The 17,032-nt window shown below is 51.9% G+C and carries 18 protein-coding genes; 6 read left to right on the plus strand and 12 right to left on the minus strand.

Features of this window, described 5'->3' with window-relative positions; genetic code table 11:
* The first annotated feature begins 63 nt into the window (after positions 1 to 63).
* Both BW972_RS04260 and floA read left to right on the plus strand, forming a co-directional pair.
* Positions 64 to 537 (plus strand): NfeD family protein, encoded by a 474-nt coding sequence (locus tag BW972_RS04260; RefSeq protein ID WP_076421253.1) that lies wholly within the window; start codon positions 64 to 66, stop codon positions 535 to 537.
* A gap of 9 nt (positions 538 to 546) precedes the next feature.
* The gene (gene floA, locus BW972_RS04265; protein WP_007654193.1) at positions 547 to 1,533 is read left to right on the plus strand and encodes a flotillin-like protein FloA; all 987 of its coding nucleotides are present in this window, start codon (positions 547 to 549) and stop codon (positions 1,531 to 1,533) included.
* A gap of 61 nt (positions 1,534 to 1,594) precedes the next feature.
* Here floA and BW972_RS20125 read toward each other — a convergent pair whose 3' ends face one another.
* Positions 1,595 to 2,338, minus strand: coding sequence for a PKD domain-containing protein (locus tag BW972_RS20125; RefSeq protein ID WP_007654194.1), 744 nt, complete (start codon positions 2,336 to 2,338; stop codon positions 1,595 to 1,597).
* Positions 2,339 to 2,492: 154 nt separating this feature from the next.
* A complete protein-coding gene (locus BW972_RS04275; protein ID WP_007654195.1) occupies positions 2,493 to 3,329 on the minus strand; it encodes a hypothetical protein in 837 nt (278 codons plus the stop codon).
* Between the two features lie 98 nt (positions 3,330 to 3,427).
* Here BW972_RS04275 and BW972_RS04280 point away from each other — a divergent pair, with 98 nt between their 5' ends.
* Positions 3,428 to 4,411 carry an isopenicillin N synthase family dioxygenase gene (locus BW972_RS04280; RefSeq protein WP_007654196.1) on the plus strand — a complete coding sequence of 328 codons (984 nt, stop codon included), beginning with the start codon at positions 3,428 to 3,430 and terminating at the stop codon, positions 4,409 to 4,411.
* Between the two features lie 65 nt (positions 4,412 to 4,476).
* Positions 4,477 to 5,646 (plus strand): chromate efflux transporter, encoded by a 1,170-nt coding sequence (gene chrA / locus BW972_RS04285; protein WP_076421254.1) that lies wholly within the window; start codon positions 4,477 to 4,479, stop codon positions 5,644 to 5,646.
* A 95-nt stretch (positions 5,647 to 5,741) separates the two neighbouring features.
* On the opposite strand, the gene rfbA is transcribed toward chrA, so the two are convergent.
* The 5 genes from rfbA to prmC form a co-directional block, all read right to left on the minus strand.
* Positions 5,742 to 6,617: a glucose-1-phosphate thymidylyltransferase RfbA gene (gene rfbA, locus BW972_RS04290; RefSeq protein ID WP_007654203.1), complete on the minus strand. Its 876-nt coding sequence runs from the start codon at positions 6,615 to 6,617 to the stop codon at positions 5,742 to 5,744.
* A gap of 101 nt (positions 6,618 to 6,718) precedes the next feature.
* Positions 6,719 to 7,270, minus strand: a complete 552-nt coding sequence (rfbC, locus tag BW972_RS04295; protein ID WP_076421255.1) for a dTDP-4-dehydrorhamnose 3,5-epimerase — start codon at positions 7,268 to 7,270, stop codon at positions 6,719 to 6,721.
* A gap of 24 nt (positions 7,271 to 7,294) precedes the next feature.
* A complete protein-coding gene (rfbB, locus tag BW972_RS04300) occupies positions 7,295 to 8,344 on the minus strand; it encodes a dTDP-glucose 4,6-dehydratase (RefSeq protein WP_076421256.1) in 1,050 nt (349 codons plus the stop codon).
* A 9-nt stretch (positions 8,345 to 8,353) separates the two neighbouring features.
* A complete protein-coding gene (gene galE / locus BW972_RS04305; RefSeq protein WP_007654210.1) occupies positions 8,354 to 9,379 on the minus strand; it encodes a UDP-glucose 4-epimerase GalE in 1,026 nt (341 codons plus the stop codon).
* A gap of 258 nt (positions 9,380 to 9,637) precedes the next feature.
* Positions 9,638 to 10,492, minus strand: a complete 855-nt coding sequence (gene prmC / locus BW972_RS04310; protein WP_083674068.1) for a peptide chain release factor N(5)-glutamine methyltransferase — start codon at positions 10,490 to 10,492, stop codon at positions 9,638 to 9,640.
* A gap of 145 nt (positions 10,493 to 10,637) precedes the next feature.
* Here prmC and ribD point away from each other — a divergent pair, with 145 nt between their 5' ends.
* Together ribD and BW972_RS04320 are read left to right on the plus strand one after the other, a co-directional pair.
* Positions 10,638 to 11,690 carry a bifunctional diaminohydroxyphosphoribosylaminopyrimidine deaminase/5-amino-6-(5-phosphoribosylamino)uracil reductase RibD gene (ribD, locus tag BW972_RS04315; RefSeq protein ID WP_076421257.1) on the plus strand — a complete coding sequence of 351 codons (1,053 nt, stop codon included), beginning with the start codon at positions 10,638 to 10,640 and terminating at the stop codon, positions 11,688 to 11,690.
* 77 nt (positions 11,691 to 11,767) lie between these two features.
* Entirely contained in the window at positions 11,768 to 12,250 is a 483-nt protein-coding gene (locus BW972_RS04320) for a GAF domain-containing protein (protein WP_076421258.1), read from the plus strand.
* 87 nt (positions 12,251 to 12,337) lie between these two features.
* Here BW972_RS04320 and BW972_RS04325 read toward each other — a convergent pair whose 3' ends face one another.
* The 5 genes from BW972_RS04325 to BW972_RS04345 all read right to left on the minus strand — a co-directional run bounded on the left by BW972_RS04325 (position 12,338) and on the right by BW972_RS04345 (position 16,987).
* A complete protein-coding gene (locus BW972_RS04325; protein WP_076421259.1) occupies positions 12,338 to 12,922 on the minus strand; it encodes a hypothetical protein in 585 nt (194 codons plus the stop codon).
* A gap of 1 nt (position 12,923) precedes the next feature.
* A complete protein-coding gene (locus BW972_RS04330) occupies positions 12,924 to 13,736 on the minus strand; it encodes a metallophosphoesterase family protein (protein ID WP_007654227.1) in 813 nt (270 codons plus the stop codon).
* 247 nt (positions 13,737 to 13,983) lie between these two features.
* Positions 13,984 to 14,667, minus strand: coding sequence for a phosphatidylserine decarboxylase family protein (locus BW972_RS04335; protein WP_007654230.1), 684 nt, complete (start codon positions 14,665 to 14,667; stop codon positions 13,984 to 13,986).
* 121 nt (positions 14,668 to 14,788) lie between these two features.
* The gene (locus BW972_RS04340) at positions 14,789 to 16,063 is read right to left on the minus strand and encodes a Glu/Leu/Phe/Val family dehydrogenase (protein WP_040574626.1); all 1,275 of its coding nucleotides are present in this window, start codon (positions 16,061 to 16,063) and stop codon (positions 14,789 to 14,791) included.
* 96 nt (positions 16,064 to 16,159) lie between these two features.
* Entirely contained in the window at positions 16,160 to 16,987 is an 828-nt protein-coding gene (locus BW972_RS04345; protein WP_076421260.1) for a phosphatidate cytidylyltransferase, read from the minus strand.
* Between the last annotated feature and the right edge of the window lie 45 nt (positions 16,988 to 17,032).

Raw genomic sequence — 17,032 nt, forward strand, 5'->3', positions numbered from 1 at the left:
ATGAAGCGATCAGGGTAATTGAATCGCAAAATCGCTATATTTACCTAAACCTACTCCGAAACTATGCTCTTAGACTGGCTTACAGTAGTGCTGCTGATCGGCATCGGTCTTGTCCTGATCGTAGTGGAGCTCATTTTCGTGCCGGGTGTCACCATTGTCGGCATTCTGGGCTTTATACTCGTAGCCGTGGGCATCTGGATCAGCTATGCCGCCCTGGGTACGGAAACCGGGCACCTTGTGCTGGCAGGGTCAGTCCTGGCTGGCGGGCTGGCGCTTTTCTATAGTTTCAGGTCGGATGCCTGGTCTCGGTTTGCGCTCAAAGACAGCATCAAGAGCCGTGTAAACGAAGAAAGTCCTCACCTGCTCGAAGTCGGAGAAGAAGGCAAAACTGTTTCGGCACTGCGTCCGCAGGGCACGGCCATTTTCAAGGAGCGCCGCCACGAAGTGCAGACAACAGGTGCTTTCCTGGCGCCCAATACCCCCGTGCGTATCATCAAAATTGTAGCGAATAAAATCACAGTAGAAGCAATTACCTAAAACAAATCAATGGAAAATTTTTCAGTCTTATTCCTGATTGCGGGCGGCATCATCCTGCTGCTCATCTTTCTTTACTTTGTGCCGATCAGCCTTTGGATCACGGCCCTTTTCTCGGGCGTTAAGGTAGGTCTGCTGGAGCTGGTGTTCATGCGTATCCGTAAGGTGCCGCCAAGCCTTATTGTCAACTCCATGATCAACGCCACCAAAGCAGGTATAGACGTAACTACTACCGAGCTTGAAACCCACTACCTGGCAGGCGGCAACGTGCCGAATGTAATCAAAGCCCTCATCTCAGCTGACAAAGCCAATATCCCACTTTCCTTCAAGCAGGCTACTGCCATTGACCTGGCAGGTCGTGACGTATTTGAGGCCGTAACGACTTCCGTAAATCCGAAAGTGATTAATACACCAAATGTGGCTGCTGTAGCGCAGGACGGTATTCAACTGATCGCCAAAGCCCGTGTAACCGTGCGTGCCAACATCATGCAATTAGTGGGCGGTGCCGGTGAAGAAACTATCCTGGCCCGTGTGGGCGAGGGTATTGTAACGTCTATTGGCTCCTCCAGCTCTCACAAAAGCGTACTCGAAAACCCGGATATCATCTCGAAACTGGTACTCCAAAAAGGCCTGGATGCCGGTACCGCTTATGAAATTCTTTCGATTGATATTGCCGACATCGACGTGGGTGAGAACATCGGTGCAAAGCTGCAGATAGACCAGGCGGGAGCCGACCTGAAAGTGGCTGAGGCCAAAGCAGAAGAGCGTCGCGCCATGGCTGTTGCCGTAGAGCAGGAAATGAAGGCCAAGGCACAGGAAGCCCGCGCTTCTGTAATTGCAGCTGAAGTAGAGATTCCGCAGGCTATCTCAGCGGCCTTCCGCAGTGGCAATCTGGGCATCATGGACTACTACAAGATGCAGAACATCCAAAGCGATACTGACATGCGCAATTCCATTGCCAACCCAAACCAGGGTGGGCAGAATAAGCCTAAGGAGTAAATTATACCTGACTCTAAAAAGCAAAAGGGCTATCCATAAACTGGGTAGCCCTTTTACTTTCTTAAGGGAGTTCAGCTTTAAACTTTACCACTAAATGCGAGCCCCAATCGTCTGTACCACGCTGGTGTGTATAGTACCCTTCTTTAGTTTCTTTGTCAAGGTGAAACCTGGAGCTGCCCCCACCTACATAATTATGTGCAATGAGCCTGTCAGCCTTGTTCTCATTTTGATCATAGAAATTAAAGTATGGGTAATTATAAGACCAAAATTCACCGCCAATGGGTATCCGATCTACTACAAAGGTCATGGGCAATTGATCTCTGGAAATGTTGTACTTAGTATCGCTTCTATATATAACCTGTTCTGCATTGTTTTCATAAGTGGACACCTGCAGGTATACATCAGGGTTGCCTTCCGAAGGAGCAGATATGTCACCGCCCTCTAAGGCATAGTTTTCAAGATAACTGCGCAGTTGCACTTCATAGGCATATAGCTGCGCCACTTTCACCACTTTTATTACCGTTTTGGCCTGGCCGTTGGTATATGTTGTAAGCTTTACAGTATAGCTCCCCGGCTTTTTATAGCTAAACATATCAGGTATACGCGAAGTAGATGTCTCGCCATTTCCAAAATCCCATTTATAAGCATCAGCCTGGCTTACATCCTTAAAGGCAACACCCTCCCATACTGTATAAAACTCTTCCGGAATAGTAAACTCAGGTGTGGGAATGACTACGGGATCGTCTTTTTTGCAGGAAGCGAAGAGGGCGAGTGCCGCAACGGCAGCAAGTAGTTGTTTTCTCATGTTATCAGAAGGGGTTACAGGGTTTTGTTTTCTGACAGTACACAATCCACTGCTCAGCAAAACATTAGTTTTGAGCTATATAGCCAAAACTATACCAAAAAAAAGCCCGCGACCATCATCGCGGGCTTTTTCTCTTTATCTTTTCCTGAAGATTCTAGCTTTCTTTCAAAGTGATCGTGCGGGTTACCGAGTTGTAAGGACCAGGTATAACAGCACCGGCGTTGTTGATCAGCTCCAGTTTGATGGTGGTTTCTCCCATTGGCAAGCCTTCGATGATGTGTGGCATCCATTTGTCCAGCACGAATTCGTTGCCGTTGATGGTAGCACGAACCTTATTGCCGGTTGTCGAAAGGTCTGTATTGATCAGGTAGAAGTCCAGCATGATACGGCGGGTATCGGCACCTACGTACTCACCCTTCGGACGGCTGTAGAACATGTGCTGGCCCTTCATATCGAACTCCATACGCTGCTGTGGTCTGCCCACTGTCACCATGCGCAGGTCGTAAGCACCTCTGTGCTTCAGGCTTTCATGGTAAGAACGCGATATGAATGAAAGAACCACGTGCTCGCCTTCCTCCATCTCTTTTGTGAAGGTAGTCTCGTAATGCGCAGTATAAGGCTCATTGTCCACGATGTTGTGGATATGCTGTCCTTCCTGCGAGTTGGCCATGAACTCCGAATTGGAGTGCGGCGTCATACGGGTCAACTGGAAGTTAGATAGTTCATATGAAAACTCTACCGGTCCTGGCTGCACTACACCGTTAGCTGGAGGAGTATTCAGGCGAAGCTGTGACTCCGGGTATTTCTGTGAATCGTCGAAAGCGAATACACGCAATCCACCCTTGCTCATAACAGCTCCGGTAGGTGTTGGCCCTGTAGTAGTAGCCATCACAGGGGTACGCGTTTCGTCATCCTGCATCTGGCGTGTCGTATCGCAGGAAGCAAATGCCAGCATAAGGGCCGAAGCAAAGAGTAAGTAGGTTTTTTTCATCGAAAGAGGGTTTGAATTAGCAAATAGCCAATATACTGATTTTATTTGTATATTGCGCACTACGTAATATTAACGTAAAAGTATACAAAAAAGACTATATGAGCGAGATTTTGTTTGATGAAGTTCCTTCATTGGACTTAGCTGATTTTACATCGGGAGATGAAGGACGCAGAGCGCGGTTTGTGCAGCAGTTGGGAAACGCTTATCAGAACATTGGCTTTATCGCCCTGAAAAACCACGGCCTGAGCGATGACCTGACGGAAAGACTCTACGCAGCCGTTAAGAAATTTTTTGCCTTGCCCGATGAGGTAAAGCAAAAATACGAAAACCCTGAACTTGCCGGCCAGCGTGGTTATGTAGGCAAGGGTAAAGAGAAAGCGAAAGGCTTTAATACTGGCGACCTGAAAGAATTCTATCACGTAGGCCAGGAGCTGAGCGGTATTCCGGACAGCGACCCGATCAAGGCAGAATATCCGGCTAATATCTGGCCATCAGAAGTCCCAGAACTTGAGGAGGTAACGCTGGAAGCTTACAGAAAGCTGGAAGCGGCTGGCAAGCAGGTATTGCGCGCCATTGCTCTGCATCTGGGTCTGGAAGAAACTTACTTCGACGAAAAAGTGAAGTACGGTAACAGTATTCTGCGCCCGATCCACTACTTCCCGATCGAGAACCCTGACCAGGTACCGGCTGACGCAGTTCGCGCCGCTGAGCACGGTGACATCAACCTGATCACGCTATTGATGGGTGCGAGTGCTGACGGCCTGCAGGTATTGCGCCGCGACGGTAAGTGGATTCCAATCACAGCTCTGCCGGAACAGGTGGTAGTAAACGTAGGTGATATGCTTGCCCGCTTAACTAACAACAAGCTGAAGTCGACTATCCACCGTGTGGTAAACCCACCGCGTGAGTTGATGCATACTTCCCGCTACTCTATTCCATTCTTCATGCACCCGCGTTCAGAAATGGACCTGACCTGCCTGGAGAGCTGCATAGACGAGCAGAACCCTAAAGCCTATCCTGATGCTACTGCAGGTGAATACCTGAACGAGCGCCTGGTGGAGCTTGGGCTCAAGAAAGCTTAATTGAACTGAAACCAGTAAGAAGAGAGATGGTGTCCGCACTGTCTCTCTTTTTTTGAACCTACGGCATGAGTCTGCGCTACTACATCTTTCTGAAAGACGTACTATTGCTCGCCCTGACGGCCTTTGGCGGTCCGCAGGCACATGTCGCTATGATGTTTCGGTTGCTGGTGAACAAGCGCCGCTACCTGACAGAGCAGGAGCTGATCGAACTTAATGCTCTGTGCCAGATCCTCCCTGGCCCTACCTCTACCCAAACTCTGACAGCTATAGGCTATCGCATTGGTGGCCCCAATCTGGCCTACCTGACGTTGCTAGTATGGCTTCTGCCAGCCTCCAGCATTATGGCTGCAGCCGCCATAGGTATTTCTTACCTCCAGGAACACAACATATCACTCCAATTTCTGCGCTTCATACAACCCATGGCGGTAGGCTTTGTATCTTATGCAGCCTATGCGATCAGCACTAAAGTGGTCAATACCAAACTGGCTATCGGTATTATGGTAGTGTCAGGTATACTGGCCTATTTCTTCCACTCTCCCTGGGTATACCCGCTATTGCTGCTGGCTGGAGGAGCTATTACGGCGCTTCGATTCCGCCAGCATCCGCAGGAAAAAGACAAGAAACTACACATTCAGTGGGCTAACTTTATACTTTATGTCGGCGTGCTGATTACGGCAGCTGTGTTGGGTGGAGCTACATCGTCACTCCCCATCAGGCTATTTGAGAACTTCTACCGAAACGGGAGCCTGGTGTTTGGCGGTGGACAGGTGCTGATCCCCCTCATGTTCACTGAGTTTGTTGACTTTAAGGAATACTTATCAGCTGAAGAGTTTCTGTCAGGGTTTGCCATTGTACAAGCTCTTCCCGGACCGGTCTTCTCTTTCTGCTCTTTTATTGGCAATCTGGCTATGCGTGAGCACGGTGTGTGGGGTCAATTGCTAGGCTCACTTGTAGCCACAGTTGGCATTTTCCTGCCCGGCACTTTCCTGATCTTCTTCGTGATTCGTTTCTGGGACGATCTAAAAAAATACAGGGTCGTACGGGCATCGCTGGAAGGTATAAGCGCCGTAAGTTCAGGCATGGTGGTAGCCGCAGCCGTTATGCTCTATCGCCCCATCGATAATACTCCCCTTAACTTTGGCATCGTAGTGGCCACCTTTTGCCTGCTCCTCTTCACCCGTATACCTGCCCCGATCCTGATTCTGGTGGGCTTTGCTTTAGGCTTTATTTTCTAGCCGCGCTATACCCGATCTCAGGCCCTGTTCAAATAAAAAGCTGCCCATGCATGAGCATAGGCAGCTTTACGGCTTAGGTTTGGCCTCGTATCTACCTACCGAAATGTCTTTTCTTTCATGATGCGGAGCAAGTACTCGCCGTAACCGCTTTTGCGGAGCGGCTCTGCGGCGGCTCTTAGCTGCTCGTCGTTGATGAAGCCCATGCGCCAGGCCACCTCCTCGATGCAGCCGATCTTGAGGCCCTGCCGCTCCTCGATCACCTGCACGAAGGTGGCCGCCTGCATCAGCGAGGCAACCGTGCCCGTGTCGAGCCAGGCCGTGCCGCGGTTGAGCACGCCCACCTTCAGCTTGCCCCTGCGGAGGTACTCGCGGTTGACGTCCGTGATCTCGTACTCGCCCCTGGCGCTGGGCTCCAGGTTCCTGGCTATTTCAACCACCTCGTTGTCGTAGAAGTAGAGGCCCGGCACGGCGTAGCTCGACTTGGGCTCACTCGGCTTCTCCTCGATGGAGACTGCCTTTCCCTGCTCGTCGAACTCGACCACCCCGTAGCGCTCCGGGTCCTGCACGTGGTAGGCGTACACCACGCCCCCGTCGGGGTCGGCGTTGGCCTGCAGCAGTTTGCTCATGCCCGAGCCGTAGAAGATGTTGTCCCCCAGCACCAAAGCGACTTTGTCGTCCCCGATGAACTCCTCCCCGATCACGAAGGCCTGGGCCAGCCCGTTGGGCGTCTCCTGCACCCTGTACTCAAAGCGGCAGCCGATCTGCGAGCCGTCGCCGAGCAGGCGCTCGAACATGGGCAGGTCGTGCGGCGTGGAGATGATCAGGATTTCCCTTATCCCGGCCAGCATCAGCGTGGAGAGCGGGTAGTAGATCATGGGCTTGTCATACACCGGCATGAGCTGCTTGCTCACGGCCAGCGTCAGGGGGTGCAGGCGGGTGCCGGAGCCCCCGGCCAGAATGATACCTTTCATTTGTCTTCGGTCAGTTTGTGGTTAATGCCCGGGCGCGCCTGTCGGCAGGCGCCTCCCCGGCAAAGGTAAAGAATCTTTCGCAATGGCCGCTCGAGCTAGCCTCAGAGGCCCTGTCTGAACGCGGCGAAGCTGCCGCTCTCGCGGTCCTTGGCCGAGACGATCAGCTCGGCCGCCTCCAGGCCCCAGTCGATTGAGAGCTCGGGGTCGGCGTAGTGGATGCTGCCCTCCGACTCCTTGTGGTAGTAGTTGTCGCACTCGTAGAAGAACTCGGCCTCCTGGCTGAGCACCACGAAGCCGTGGGCGAAGCCGCGCGGGATGAAGAGCTGCAGCTTGTTTTCGGCGCTGAGCACCACCGAGAAGTGCTGCCCGAATGTCGGCGAGTCGGGCCGGATGTCCACGGCCACGTCCAGCACCTCCCCCTTGAGCACCCGCACCAGCTTTGCCTGGGCGTGCTGCCCGCGCTGGAAGTGCAGCCCCCGCAGCACGCCGCGCGTGGAGAAGGACTGGTTGTCCTGCACGAAGCGCACCTCTTTTCCCACTAATGCGTTGAACCGCTCTTCGTTGAAGCTCTCGAAGAAGTGGCCCCGCTCGTCTGCGAAGACCGCCGGCTCGAGCAGCAGGCAGTCCCCCAGGTATGTATCTTTTACTTTCATCCGTGTTCTTTTCCTTCCCTTTTTCTATCTCTCCCCGTACTGCTCGGCGTAGTACTGCTGGTAGTGGCCCGAGGTGACCTCCTCCAGCCACTGCGTGTTCTCCAGGTACCAGTCCACGGTCTTTCTCAAACCCTCCTCGAAGGTCACCGAGGGCTCCCAGCCCAGCTCCTCCATCAGCTTGGAGGAGTCGATGGCATAGCGGGCGTCGTGGCCGGCGCGGTCCCTGACGAAGGTGATCAGCTTCCGGCTCGTGCCCTGCTCGCGTCCCAGCCTCTCGTCCATCACGTCGCAGAGCAACTCTACAAGATCAATGTTGCGCCACTCGTTCACGCCCCCCACGTTGTAGGTCTCCCCCACCTGGCCGTGGTGGAAGATGGCGTCGATGGCCCGGGCGTGGTCTTTCACGTAGAGCCAGTCGCGCACGTTCTCGCCCCTGCCGTACACGGGCACCGGCCTGTTCTCCTTAATGTTGTGGATGGCCAGCGGGATCAGCTTCTCGGGGAAGTGGTGGGGGCCGTAGTTGTTGGAGCAGTTACTGAGCTTGACGGGCAAACCGTAGGTGTGGTGCCAGGCCCTGACGAAGTGGTCCGAGGCGGCCTTGGAGGCCGAGTAGGGCGAGCGCGGGTCGTAGGGCGTACTTTCGGTGAAGAGGCCCTCGGCGCCCAGCGAGCCGTACACCTCGTCGGTGGAGACGTGGTAGAACAGTTTGTCGGCGTAGTCCCCCACCCAGGCTTTGCGGCAGGCCTCCAAAAGGTTGACCGTGCCCAGCACGTTGGTCTCGACGAAGGCCATGGGCCCTGCGATCGAGCGGTCCACGTGCGACTCGGCCGCCAGGTGAATCACCGCCTCAAATCTGTGCTCAGAAAAAATACCCTCCAGAAAGGACGCGTCCGTGATGTCGCCCTTGAGGAAAGTGTAGTTGGGCTTGCCTTCGATGTCTACCAGGTTCTGCAGGTTGCCCGCGTAGGTGAGCGCGTCGAGGTTGAAGATGCGGTAAGCAGGGTAGGACTCCACGAAAAGCCGCACCACGTGCGAGCCGATGAAGCCGGCTCCGCCGGTGATAAGTATGTTCATAATGTAGGGTTATTCTATTGTATTCTGTAAATGCATTTGCCAGTCCCAGGCGCTCTTCATGGCTTCTTCCAAGGTGGTGGTTGTCTTAAAACCTAACTCCTCAGTAGCCTTGGTTACGTCGGCGTATATTTTAGGCACGTCGCCCGGACGGCGCGGACCGATCTTGTAGTTAAGCTTTTCGCCAGTAGCCTGCTCAAAAGCCTGCACCGCCTCCAGCACTGTGTTACCAGTGCCAGTGCCCACGTTGAAGAACTCGATATGCTCCGCCTTATCAGACAGCAGTCTGTCAATGGCTACAACGTGTGCCTTCGCCAAATCCACCACATGCACATAGTCGCGGATGCAGGTGCCATCTGGGGTGTCGTAATCGTTACCGAAAATCGTGAGCTCTTTGCGTATACCTGCTGCAGTTTGAGTAATGAATGGCACCAGGTTGTTCGGAACTCCAAGCGGCAGTTCGCCTATTTTGGCCGAAGGGTGCGCTCCGATTGGGTTGAAGTAGCGCAGTGCGATCGTATGCACGTCGCTGCCACTGGTGGCTAAATCAGCCAGGATCTCTTCACAGATTTTCTTGGTGTTACCGTAAGGAGAATTGGCTTTCTGCACCGGTGTTTGCTCCGTTACAGGCAGCTTATCAGGTATACCGTATACAGTGCAGGATGAGGAGAAAACCAGTTTATTTACTTTAAACTCCTCCATCACCTGCAGCAAAGCCACCAGTGATCCCACATTGTTGTGGTAGTACTTGAGCGGCTCAGCCACCGACTCGCCCACAGCTTTGTAAGCGGCAAAGTGAATCACGCCGGCTATACCTGTTTCCTTTTCAAAGACACTGCGCAGCGCTGCCCCATCCGTACAGTCGATGCGGTGGCAAGTGATCTCGCGACCCAGTATATCGGCTATACCTTGCAAGGAGCGCTCCTCGGTATTTGAGAAATTGTCGATGATAATGGGCTCGTAACCTGCCTCTACCAGTTCCACCACGGTATGGGAGCCGATGTACCCCGCCCCACCTGTCACTAATATTTTCTTCATATCATTTGTTTTCAAGCTTGCAAAAAGCTTTCATGCTGTGCAGCCGCTTATGACGGGCTACTGTTAATAACTTGTATATTCTGGTTGATCGCCAACAGATCAGCAATCACTTCCTAGGCATCTTCTGGTGCTATGTATACTTCATCAAAGCAACAGGAGGTATCACAAAAATATAATATTAAACTGTATATATTGGTATAGGCAAACAAGACGTGGCCCTGGCAGATTAAGCGCTGCTTTATTAATGCGTAGAAGACTTTACAGCTCCCCTCTCACGATCCTGTCTTTGCCAAAAAGGTCCTGTATTACCTGCGCCTGCGTAAAACCTGCCTGCAGCAGCAAATTCCGTACTTCTTCGCCATACTGTTCATTTATTTCAAAGTACAGCCGACCGCCTGTTTTGAGCAGCTCTGCCCCTATTTCGGTAATGCGCCTATAATACTTCAGCGGGTCTTCATCAGGCACAAACAGAGCCAGATGGGGCTCGAACTCCAGCACATTGGTGCGCATCAGAGCTTTCTCCTGCTCTTTGACATAGGGCGGGTTGCTGGTAATGATATCTAAAGAATGAGATGCTATACCCAGGAGTGGTTCAAATACGTCCTGCTGCAACCAGGCAACCGGCAATTTCAATTGGCGGGCATTCGCTCGGGCTACCTTCAATGCGCCTTCTGATAGTTCCAGCCCATATACCTGGCGGACCTGCAAATTGGCAGCCAGTGCCAAAGGTATACAGCCACTGCCTGTGCAGATGTCAAGTACTTGAAGATTACTACGCCCCTGATGCTCACGCGCAACTAAATCAACCAATTCCTCTGTTTCGGGGCGGGGTATCAGCACGCGTTCATCTACCTGGAGGTCAAGGCCGTAGAAGTGGGCTATACCAAGCACATACTGTACTGGCTCCTGCTTTTGCAGCCGTTCCACAGCCTGCTTTATCTGCATTTCCTGCTCTTCATTGACTTGGTCCTGCTGCCCCAGGCTGAGCTGCATACGGTTTTTCTGCAGCACATGCTCCAGCACCAGTTGTGCAATGGCACCGGCCTCAGGTTCGGGATAGGCATGTTGTATGCTTTCACGTATGTGTCTTGCTGTTTGCTGTATGGTGGCCACAGGTATAGGTTTTGTTTGATTTTAGGTAACTTTGCAAAAGTAAAGTTTTATCGCGTATAAGTCACAAGTGTAAAATCAACTCGCTTTCTATTATTGATTTGGTTTTTCCTTGATCTTAAACCCTTTAACTCCTAAGCTCCTGAACGTGACTGACGAACTCTACATGCGGCGTGCGCTGGAACTGGCCAGACTGGGCAGTGGCTATACCTATCCAAATCCCATGGTGGGCTGTGTGGTGGTGCATGAGGGGCGCATTATCGGCGAGGGCTGGCACCGCAAGTTTGGTGGTCCGCATGCAGAGGTGAATGCCATCGCCAGTGTGCAGGACAAAAGCCTGTTACCTAAAAGCCGGGTATACGTAACGCTGGAACCTTGCTCGCACTTTGGCAAAACTCCTCCTTGCGTCGATCTGCTGATTAGCAGTGGCATACGCGATGTTGTGATCTGCAATACTGACCCGAACCCTAAAGTGGCAGGGCGCGGCATCAAGAAGCTGTTTGATGTGGGCGCACGGGTGAAAGTCGGCCTGCTGGAAAACGAAGGTTTGGAGCTGAACAAGCGCTTCTTTACGTTCCATACCCAAAAGCGGCCTTACATCCTGCTGAAATGGGCAGAGTCGGCAGACGGGTTTATCAGCGGACCAAACAACCAGCAGGTGCAGATCAGCGGTCCGTTGTCGCGCAGGCTGGTACATAAGTGGCGCTCCGAAGAGCAGGCGATCATGGTGGGCAGCCATACGGCAGCGGGTGACAACCCACGCCTCGACACCCGCTTTTGGCCTGGCCACAGTCCGCTGCGGGTGGTCATCGACCGCAAACTGCAGCTGCCCGGCCACCTGCACCTGTTCGACAAGAGCCTGCCAACCATAGTGTATACCTACCAGCAGCGGGAACAGCAGCACGAGAACCTAGCTTATGTACAGCTCCGCGAAAACGAGCCGCTGCTGCCACAGCTGATGCAGGACCTACACCAGCGCCAAGTGTTGTCTCTGCTCGTGGAGGGCGGCACTTACCTGCTCAAAAGTCTGTTGAAGGAAAACTTGTGGGACGAGGCGATCTGTTTCAAGAGCCAGACTTGTGTGCTGCGTGAGGGCACGCCAGCTCCGGGCATAGTACACAGTCATCTGCTCGAAGTGCAGACCGCTGGATCAGACAGGCTGTTGCATTACCGAAATAGTATATCAGAACTTAACTTATAAACCCCGCGCTAGGGTGCTTTACCGCTTACAGGTATAGCTACCCTCCATGGCGTACTTATACCTATATTTTATCCATTATGGCTGAATCACTTATAGTAGACCAGAATCTAACGAAAGAAGAAAAATATAAAGCCCTGGTGCCTCAGATCGAGGCACTGGTAACCGGCGAAACTGACCTGATCGCTAACCTTTCCAACATGATGGCCGCCCTGCGCCAGGGTATGGGCTTCTTTTGGGTAGGCGTGTATTTCAACAAAGAGGGCCAGCTGGTGCTGGGTCCCTTTCAAGGGCCGGTGGCTTGTACCCGCATTCCTTATCACAAAGGCGTATGTGGCGCCTGCTTCACCCGCCAGGAGACAATTCTGGTGCCTGACGTAGAAGCCTTCCCAGGACACATTGCCTGCAGCAGCGACTCTAAATCTGAGATCGTGATACCAGTGATAAAAGATGGCGAGGTGAAACTGGTGCTGGACGTGGACAGTGACAAATTAGACGATTTTGACGAGGTTGACCAGAAGTACCTCGAGCAACTGATGAAGCTCGTAGAAAGCTGGTATTAAGCTCTACTTTCGCTTAAAAAAATGGTCTTATTCCTGCTTCGGGGTAAGGCCATTTTTTTAGGGTGCTCCATCAAAAAGTTTACTCTATTACAGCTTCACCCGCATGCCTAGCGCCAGGTTAAATATCTTGCCCGGCCCCAGGTATCGCGGATTCTGGATATATGAAATCAGGTACTCGGCACTGCTGCCCACTTCGTAGTACAGCCCAAACCGTTGCAGTTTCTCTACACGAGTGAAGTCCACCTGCCCACCCAGGTATAGGTATAGGTGCACTGCCGTCGGGAAACCATAGTAGCCTCGGCTATACTTGTCGTGGTGCTCAAAGATAAAATACTCCTTGCCGAAGGTATGGCTCAATTGAAACCCGGTGCGCAACGGCTGCCAGTCCAGCGACCTTACGGGCACAGGCTTAAAAGGCACAAAAGTGGTCTTCAGGGCGGTCGTCCAGATGCGATCTCCTCCAATTCGCTCTGGCAGATAGCCCATAAGTAGATCTGTCTCCAGCTTTTCACGAAAGAAGCTCCGTCCAACACCAGCCGACACAAGCCCGATGCTACCTGCATACTGCACCTTTGCATGATAGGGTGAAAACGAGCGTTCCTGCCCATGTCCCTCATATGGACTCAACAGAAATAGCAGAGCAACGAGATATGTGATAAAAACCCGCTCCATATCAGTAAGCAATTCTATCAAAACTATACCCTCCTGCCCATACCTTCAGGTATGTAAATTCACGCTTCTTTACCGTGGAGGTAGCCAGGTATAGCACCTCCTCATCGTAGCGGAAATCGGCCCTGAAACCATGGATATGGCCGTGCAGACTCAACTGCACCCGTTCACTCTCCTTCAGTGTTCTATGGAAAGCTCTTTCCAGAGCCGTATCAAAGTCATCGTCATAAGGCGGTATGTGCGACACTGCGATGGCCTGCACCCAACTATCGCCTTCCTGGTGAACCAATTGTTTACTCAGCCAGTCGATATCGGGTACTTTCCCATTATAGTTATACTCCAGGCTATTGGTATCGATGAATACAAAGCGGGTATGCCCGTAGTCAAAGGCATAGTTAAAGTCACCGTACATCTGCTGGTATACCTTGCGGCCGTTGCCCAGCATGTCGTGGTTGCCGATCACGGTCAGGTATGGCCACTTTAATCGTTTCATGATGTCGTGCACCCACCGGAACTCCTGTGACATGCCAAAGTCAGAGATATCACCCTGATGGATGACGAAGTCGATGTGGGGGAAGGTGTTGGCGGCGTCAACAAAGGCGCTGGCGGCGTCATAAAAGCGCTGGGTGTCGCCCATCACAAGCAGGTGCAGCGTATCACCGGGTTGCTGGTTTTGTAGTCGCGCCAGGTTGTGGGCGGTGAGGTCGCGCTCGTCGTCGTTTAGTATGATCTGGTTCGGGTGGTACTCAAACAGCTCTTCACAGGACGAAAGCAAAGCCAGGCTCAGTGTCAGTAACAGGTAGCAGATATGTTTCATAGTTGCCTCAGGCGGCACAGTTATGCTCTAATCTGCTAACGCTATACGAAAGAGAATGTTAATGTGCAGCGATCAACATACAGTCTCCTGATGCTGCTTACAAAGGCAGCCCTGTTTGCTACACAGGAACAAAAACAACTGATCTGAAGCTCTTTACAGTGAGCTTAACAAGTAAAAAAGCCGGCCCAGGGTATCCCAGGGCCGGCTTTTTTATACCTCTTGCAGGGTATATTTATTCTTTAGTATCTCATCCGAAGAAGGTTGGAGTTTCGGTCTTGAGCTGAGCAATCACAGTTTGACCGCCTTTGGTCTTCTGACCAAGTTCCACTTTCACCTCTGTGTCCAGTGGCAGAAAAATATCCACACGCGAACCAAATTTGATGAAACCGAACTCCTCGCCCTGGCTTACCTCATCGCCTTCGTTCACATACCACACAATGCGGCGCGCCATGGCACCGGCAATCTGGCGGAACAGTACTTCTGGGCCAGCAGTAGACTCCACTACCACCGTCGTACGCTCATTCTGCGTGCTCGACTTCGGGTGCCAGGCCACAAAGTAATTGCCCGGATGATACTTGAAGTAGCTCACGATACCTGACACCGGGTTACGTGTGATGTGCACGTTGATTGGCGACATGAAGATCGAGATTTGCTTGCGCTTGTCTTTGAAATACTCTGTCTCCTCTACCTCCTCGATCACCACCACCTTGCCGTCGGCAGGCGCTACGATCAGATCTTCGTGCAATAACAGGTTGCGGTAAGGACTGCGGAAAAACTGCAGGATAAGCAGAAACAGAACAACTGAAACACCGGAGAAAATCTTATTGAAGGTATTGTTGTCGGCGTTGAAATTGTAGAGCAACAGGTTGAGCACCAACAAAATCAGCAATGTAAAAAATAGAATCCTTCTTCCTTCCTTATGAATTTTCATCCGTGAAAACTAAATGCTACAGGTCTTATATAACTTATAATAGCCCATCCAGTTTCGTAGATGGGCTATTATCTGCTTCAAAAATATATAAACTTTCGTTTATTTTAATAAAAATCTTCTCTTAGAAACCGCCGCGGTACTTATAAGTCATCGCTACTTTGTCGATTGCCACGATGTAAGCCGCAATACGCATCGGCACGTTGTACTTCTGAGAGGCAGCATACACACGTTCAAATGACTCGTTCATGATACGCTCAGCACGGGTGTTTACACGCTCCAGCGTCCACTTAAAGCCCATGCGGTTCTGCACCCACTCAAAGTAAGATACGGTTACACCACCTGAGTTAGCCAGGATGTCCGGCACTACCATGATGCCCTTTTCGTTGATGATGTTGTCTGCTTTATAAGAAGTAGGTCCGTTGGCACCCTCCACGATCAGGCGGGCCTGAATCTGGTCCACGTTCTTGATCGTGATCACATCTTCCACAGCGGCCGGCACCAGCACGTCTACCTTGGCGATCAGCAGTTCGTCGTTGCTAATCTTCTCGGCGTTTTTGTAGCCTTCCAGGCGGCCGTTGTTGTTGTTCTTATACTCGATAGCCTCTTCGATGTCGATGCCGTTGTCGTTCCAGTAAGCACCGCTTACATCGCTCACACCCAGTATCTTCACACCGCGCTCAGCCATCAGTTTGGCAGCCCAGGCACCTACGTTACCAAAGCCTTGCACCACCGCCGTAGATTTGGCCGGGTCCATGCCCAGTTTATCCATGGCAGCCATAGCCGATACCATTACACCACGACCAGTTGCCTCTACGCGGCCCAGTGAGCCACCCAGCACAAGCGGCTTGCCTGTAACTACAGCATGCACAGTAGAGCCTTTTGTTTTAGAGTATTCGTCCATCAGCCAGGCCATCTCACGCGGACCGGTACCCATGTCTGGGGCAGGTATGTCCTGATCAGGGCCAAAGGTATCAATCAAAGCCTGCGTATACGCTCTAGTCAGACGCTCCATCTCACCAGCCGACATGGAGTAAGGGTCGCAGATAACGCCTCCTTTGGCACCACCGTAAGGGATATCCACCACGGCGCACTTCCAGGTCATCCAGGCAGCCAGCGCCTTCACCTCGTCCAGGAACACGTCCGGTGCAAAGCGAACACCGCCTTTAGACGGCCCCAGGATTGTAGAGTGAATCACACGGTATCCTTCGAATACACGCACTTTGCCATCGTCCATCGTGACAGGCACGTTCACGATCACCTGACGCGTTGGAGTTTTGAGAACGTTGTAAACTTCCTCATCCAACCCCAGAATCTCTGCCGCAATGTTGAAACGCGACATCATCGACTCAAATGGGTTCTCCCTGTCCTTTATCGGTGCTGGCTCTTTGTATAACATCATTTTAAGCTTTTGAATTAATCAGTGATTAACAATTATGGCGGTAAAGTTATGTAAATATTATTTACACATACCTACACCTTAATCAACAATAATTTAGAAAGTTTTGAGGAATGAGACGATGAATGGAACGGCCAGGATCAGGCTGTCGAAGCGATCCAGAATGCCTCCGTGGCCAGGCAACAGCGTACCCGAATCTTTCACGCCCAGGCTGCGCTTGAGCAGTGACTCCACTAAATCGCCCAAGACGCCAAAAACCGATACTATAATAGCTACGCCTATCCACTGGTATAGTTCCAAATCATGAAAAAACATGGACAGCAGCCAACCAACCAGTACAGTCAATATAGCACCGCCAGCCCAGCCTTCCCAGGTTTTGCCCGGAGAAATGCGCTCGAAGAGCTTGTTCCTGCCAAAGTTTTTGCCGGCGATGTAAGCGCCTGTGTCAGATGACCAGATCAGCAGCATAAGCCCCAGGATAGGCTGCCAGCGGTATTCACCCTCCAGATAACCCAACAACTGTAACAGCGAAAATGGTACGGCGATGTAGAGTACGCCCAGTATGGTAAAAGAAATGTTGGTGAACGGCTGCGGCTCTTTGCGGTACAGTTCCAGCACAAATATCAGGAACAGGGCGGGTAGCAGCAGGTATAGCAACTCGGCTGGCATATATTCTTTGTCTATCAGAAATACAGCGATGAAAACTCCGGCCGCCATCAGCGTGCCATATACCTTGTTGGGTTTGATGCCAGCTACCTCTGACAGTTTATAAAACTCTAATGTGCCCAGCACGGTGAGCCCCAGAAACAGGATGAAAAAGGTCCACTCGCTGAAAATTATACCTCCGATAAAGAGTGCCGCCCCTAATACTCCTACAATCAGGCGTTGCTGTAAATTACTAAGGGCAGATAGCTTGGTGCTCATGCGTTACAGGTTACCGGCAGCATCAGCCGGGTGGTTCGTCTTGAA

The sequence above is a fragment of the Pontibacter lucknowensis genome, from assembly GCF_900156415.1.
Classification (GTDB): domain Bacteria; phylum Bacteroidota; class Bacteroidia; order Cytophagales; family Hymenobacteraceae; genus Pontibacter; species Pontibacter lucknowensis.

What these genes read in the sequence shown, in the direction of transcription:
- BW972_RS04260 (WP_076421253.1), top strand. Translation starts at nt 64, where the DNA reads ATGCTCTTAGACTGGCTTACAGTAGTGCTGCTGATCGGCATCGGTCTT.
- floA (WP_007654193.1), top strand. Translation starts at nt 547, where the DNA reads ATGGAAAATTTTTCAGTCTTATTCCTGATTGCGGGCGGCATCATCCTG.
- BW972_RS20125 (WP_007654194.1), bottom strand. Translation starts at nt 2,338, where the DNA reads ATGAGAAAACAACTACTTGCTGCCGTTGCGGCACTCGCCCTCTTCGCT.
- BW972_RS04275 (WP_007654195.1), bottom strand. Translation starts at nt 3,329, where the DNA reads ATGAAAAAAACCTACTTACTCTTTGCTTCGGCCCTTATGCTGGCATTT.
- BW972_RS04280 (WP_007654196.1), top strand. Translation starts at nt 3,428, where the DNA reads ATGAGCGAGATTTTGTTTGATGAAGTTCCTTCATTGGACTTAGCTGAT.
- chrA (WP_076421254.1), top strand. Translation starts at nt 4,477, where the DNA reads ATGAGTCTGCGCTACTACATCTTTCTGAAAGACGTACTATTGCTCGCC.
- rfbA (WP_007654203.1), bottom strand. Translation starts at nt 6,617, where the DNA reads ATGAAAGGTATCATTCTGGCCGGGGGCTCCGGCACCCGCCTGCACCCC.
- rfbC (WP_076421255.1), bottom strand. Translation starts at nt 7,270, where the DNA reads ATGAAAGTAAAAGATACATACCTGGGGGACTGCCTGCTGCTCGAGCCG.
- rfbB (WP_076421256.1), bottom strand. Translation starts at nt 8,344, where the DNA reads ATGAACATACTTATCACCGGCGGAGCCGGCTTCATCGGCTCGCACGTG.
- galE (WP_007654210.1), bottom strand. Translation starts at nt 9,379, where the DNA reads ATGAAGAAAATATTAGTGACAGGTGGGGCGGGGTACATCGGCTCCCAT.
- BW972_RS04320 (WP_076421258.1), top strand. Translation starts at nt 11,768, where the DNA reads ATGGCTGAATCACTTATAGTAGACCAGAATCTAACGAAAGAAGAAAAA.
- BW972_RS04325 (WP_076421259.1), bottom strand. Translation starts at nt 12,922, where the DNA reads ATGGAGCGGGTTTTTATCACATATCTCGTTGCTCTGCTATTTCTGTTG.
- BW972_RS04330 (WP_007654227.1), bottom strand. Translation starts at nt 13,736, where the DNA reads ATGAAACATATCTGCTACCTGTTACTGACACTGAGCCTGGCTTTGCTT.
- BW972_RS04335 (WP_007654230.1), bottom strand. Translation starts at nt 14,667, where the DNA reads ATGAAAATTCATAAGGAAGGAAGAAGGATTCTATTTTTTACATTGCTG.
- BW972_RS04340 (WP_040574626.1), bottom strand. Translation starts at nt 16,063, where the DNA reads ATGTTATACAAAGAGCCAGCACCGATAAAGGACAGGGAGAACCCATTT.
- BW972_RS04345 (WP_076421260.1), bottom strand. Translation starts at nt 16,987, where the DNA reads ATGAGCACCAAGCTATCTGCCCTTAGTAATTTACAGCAACGCCTGATT.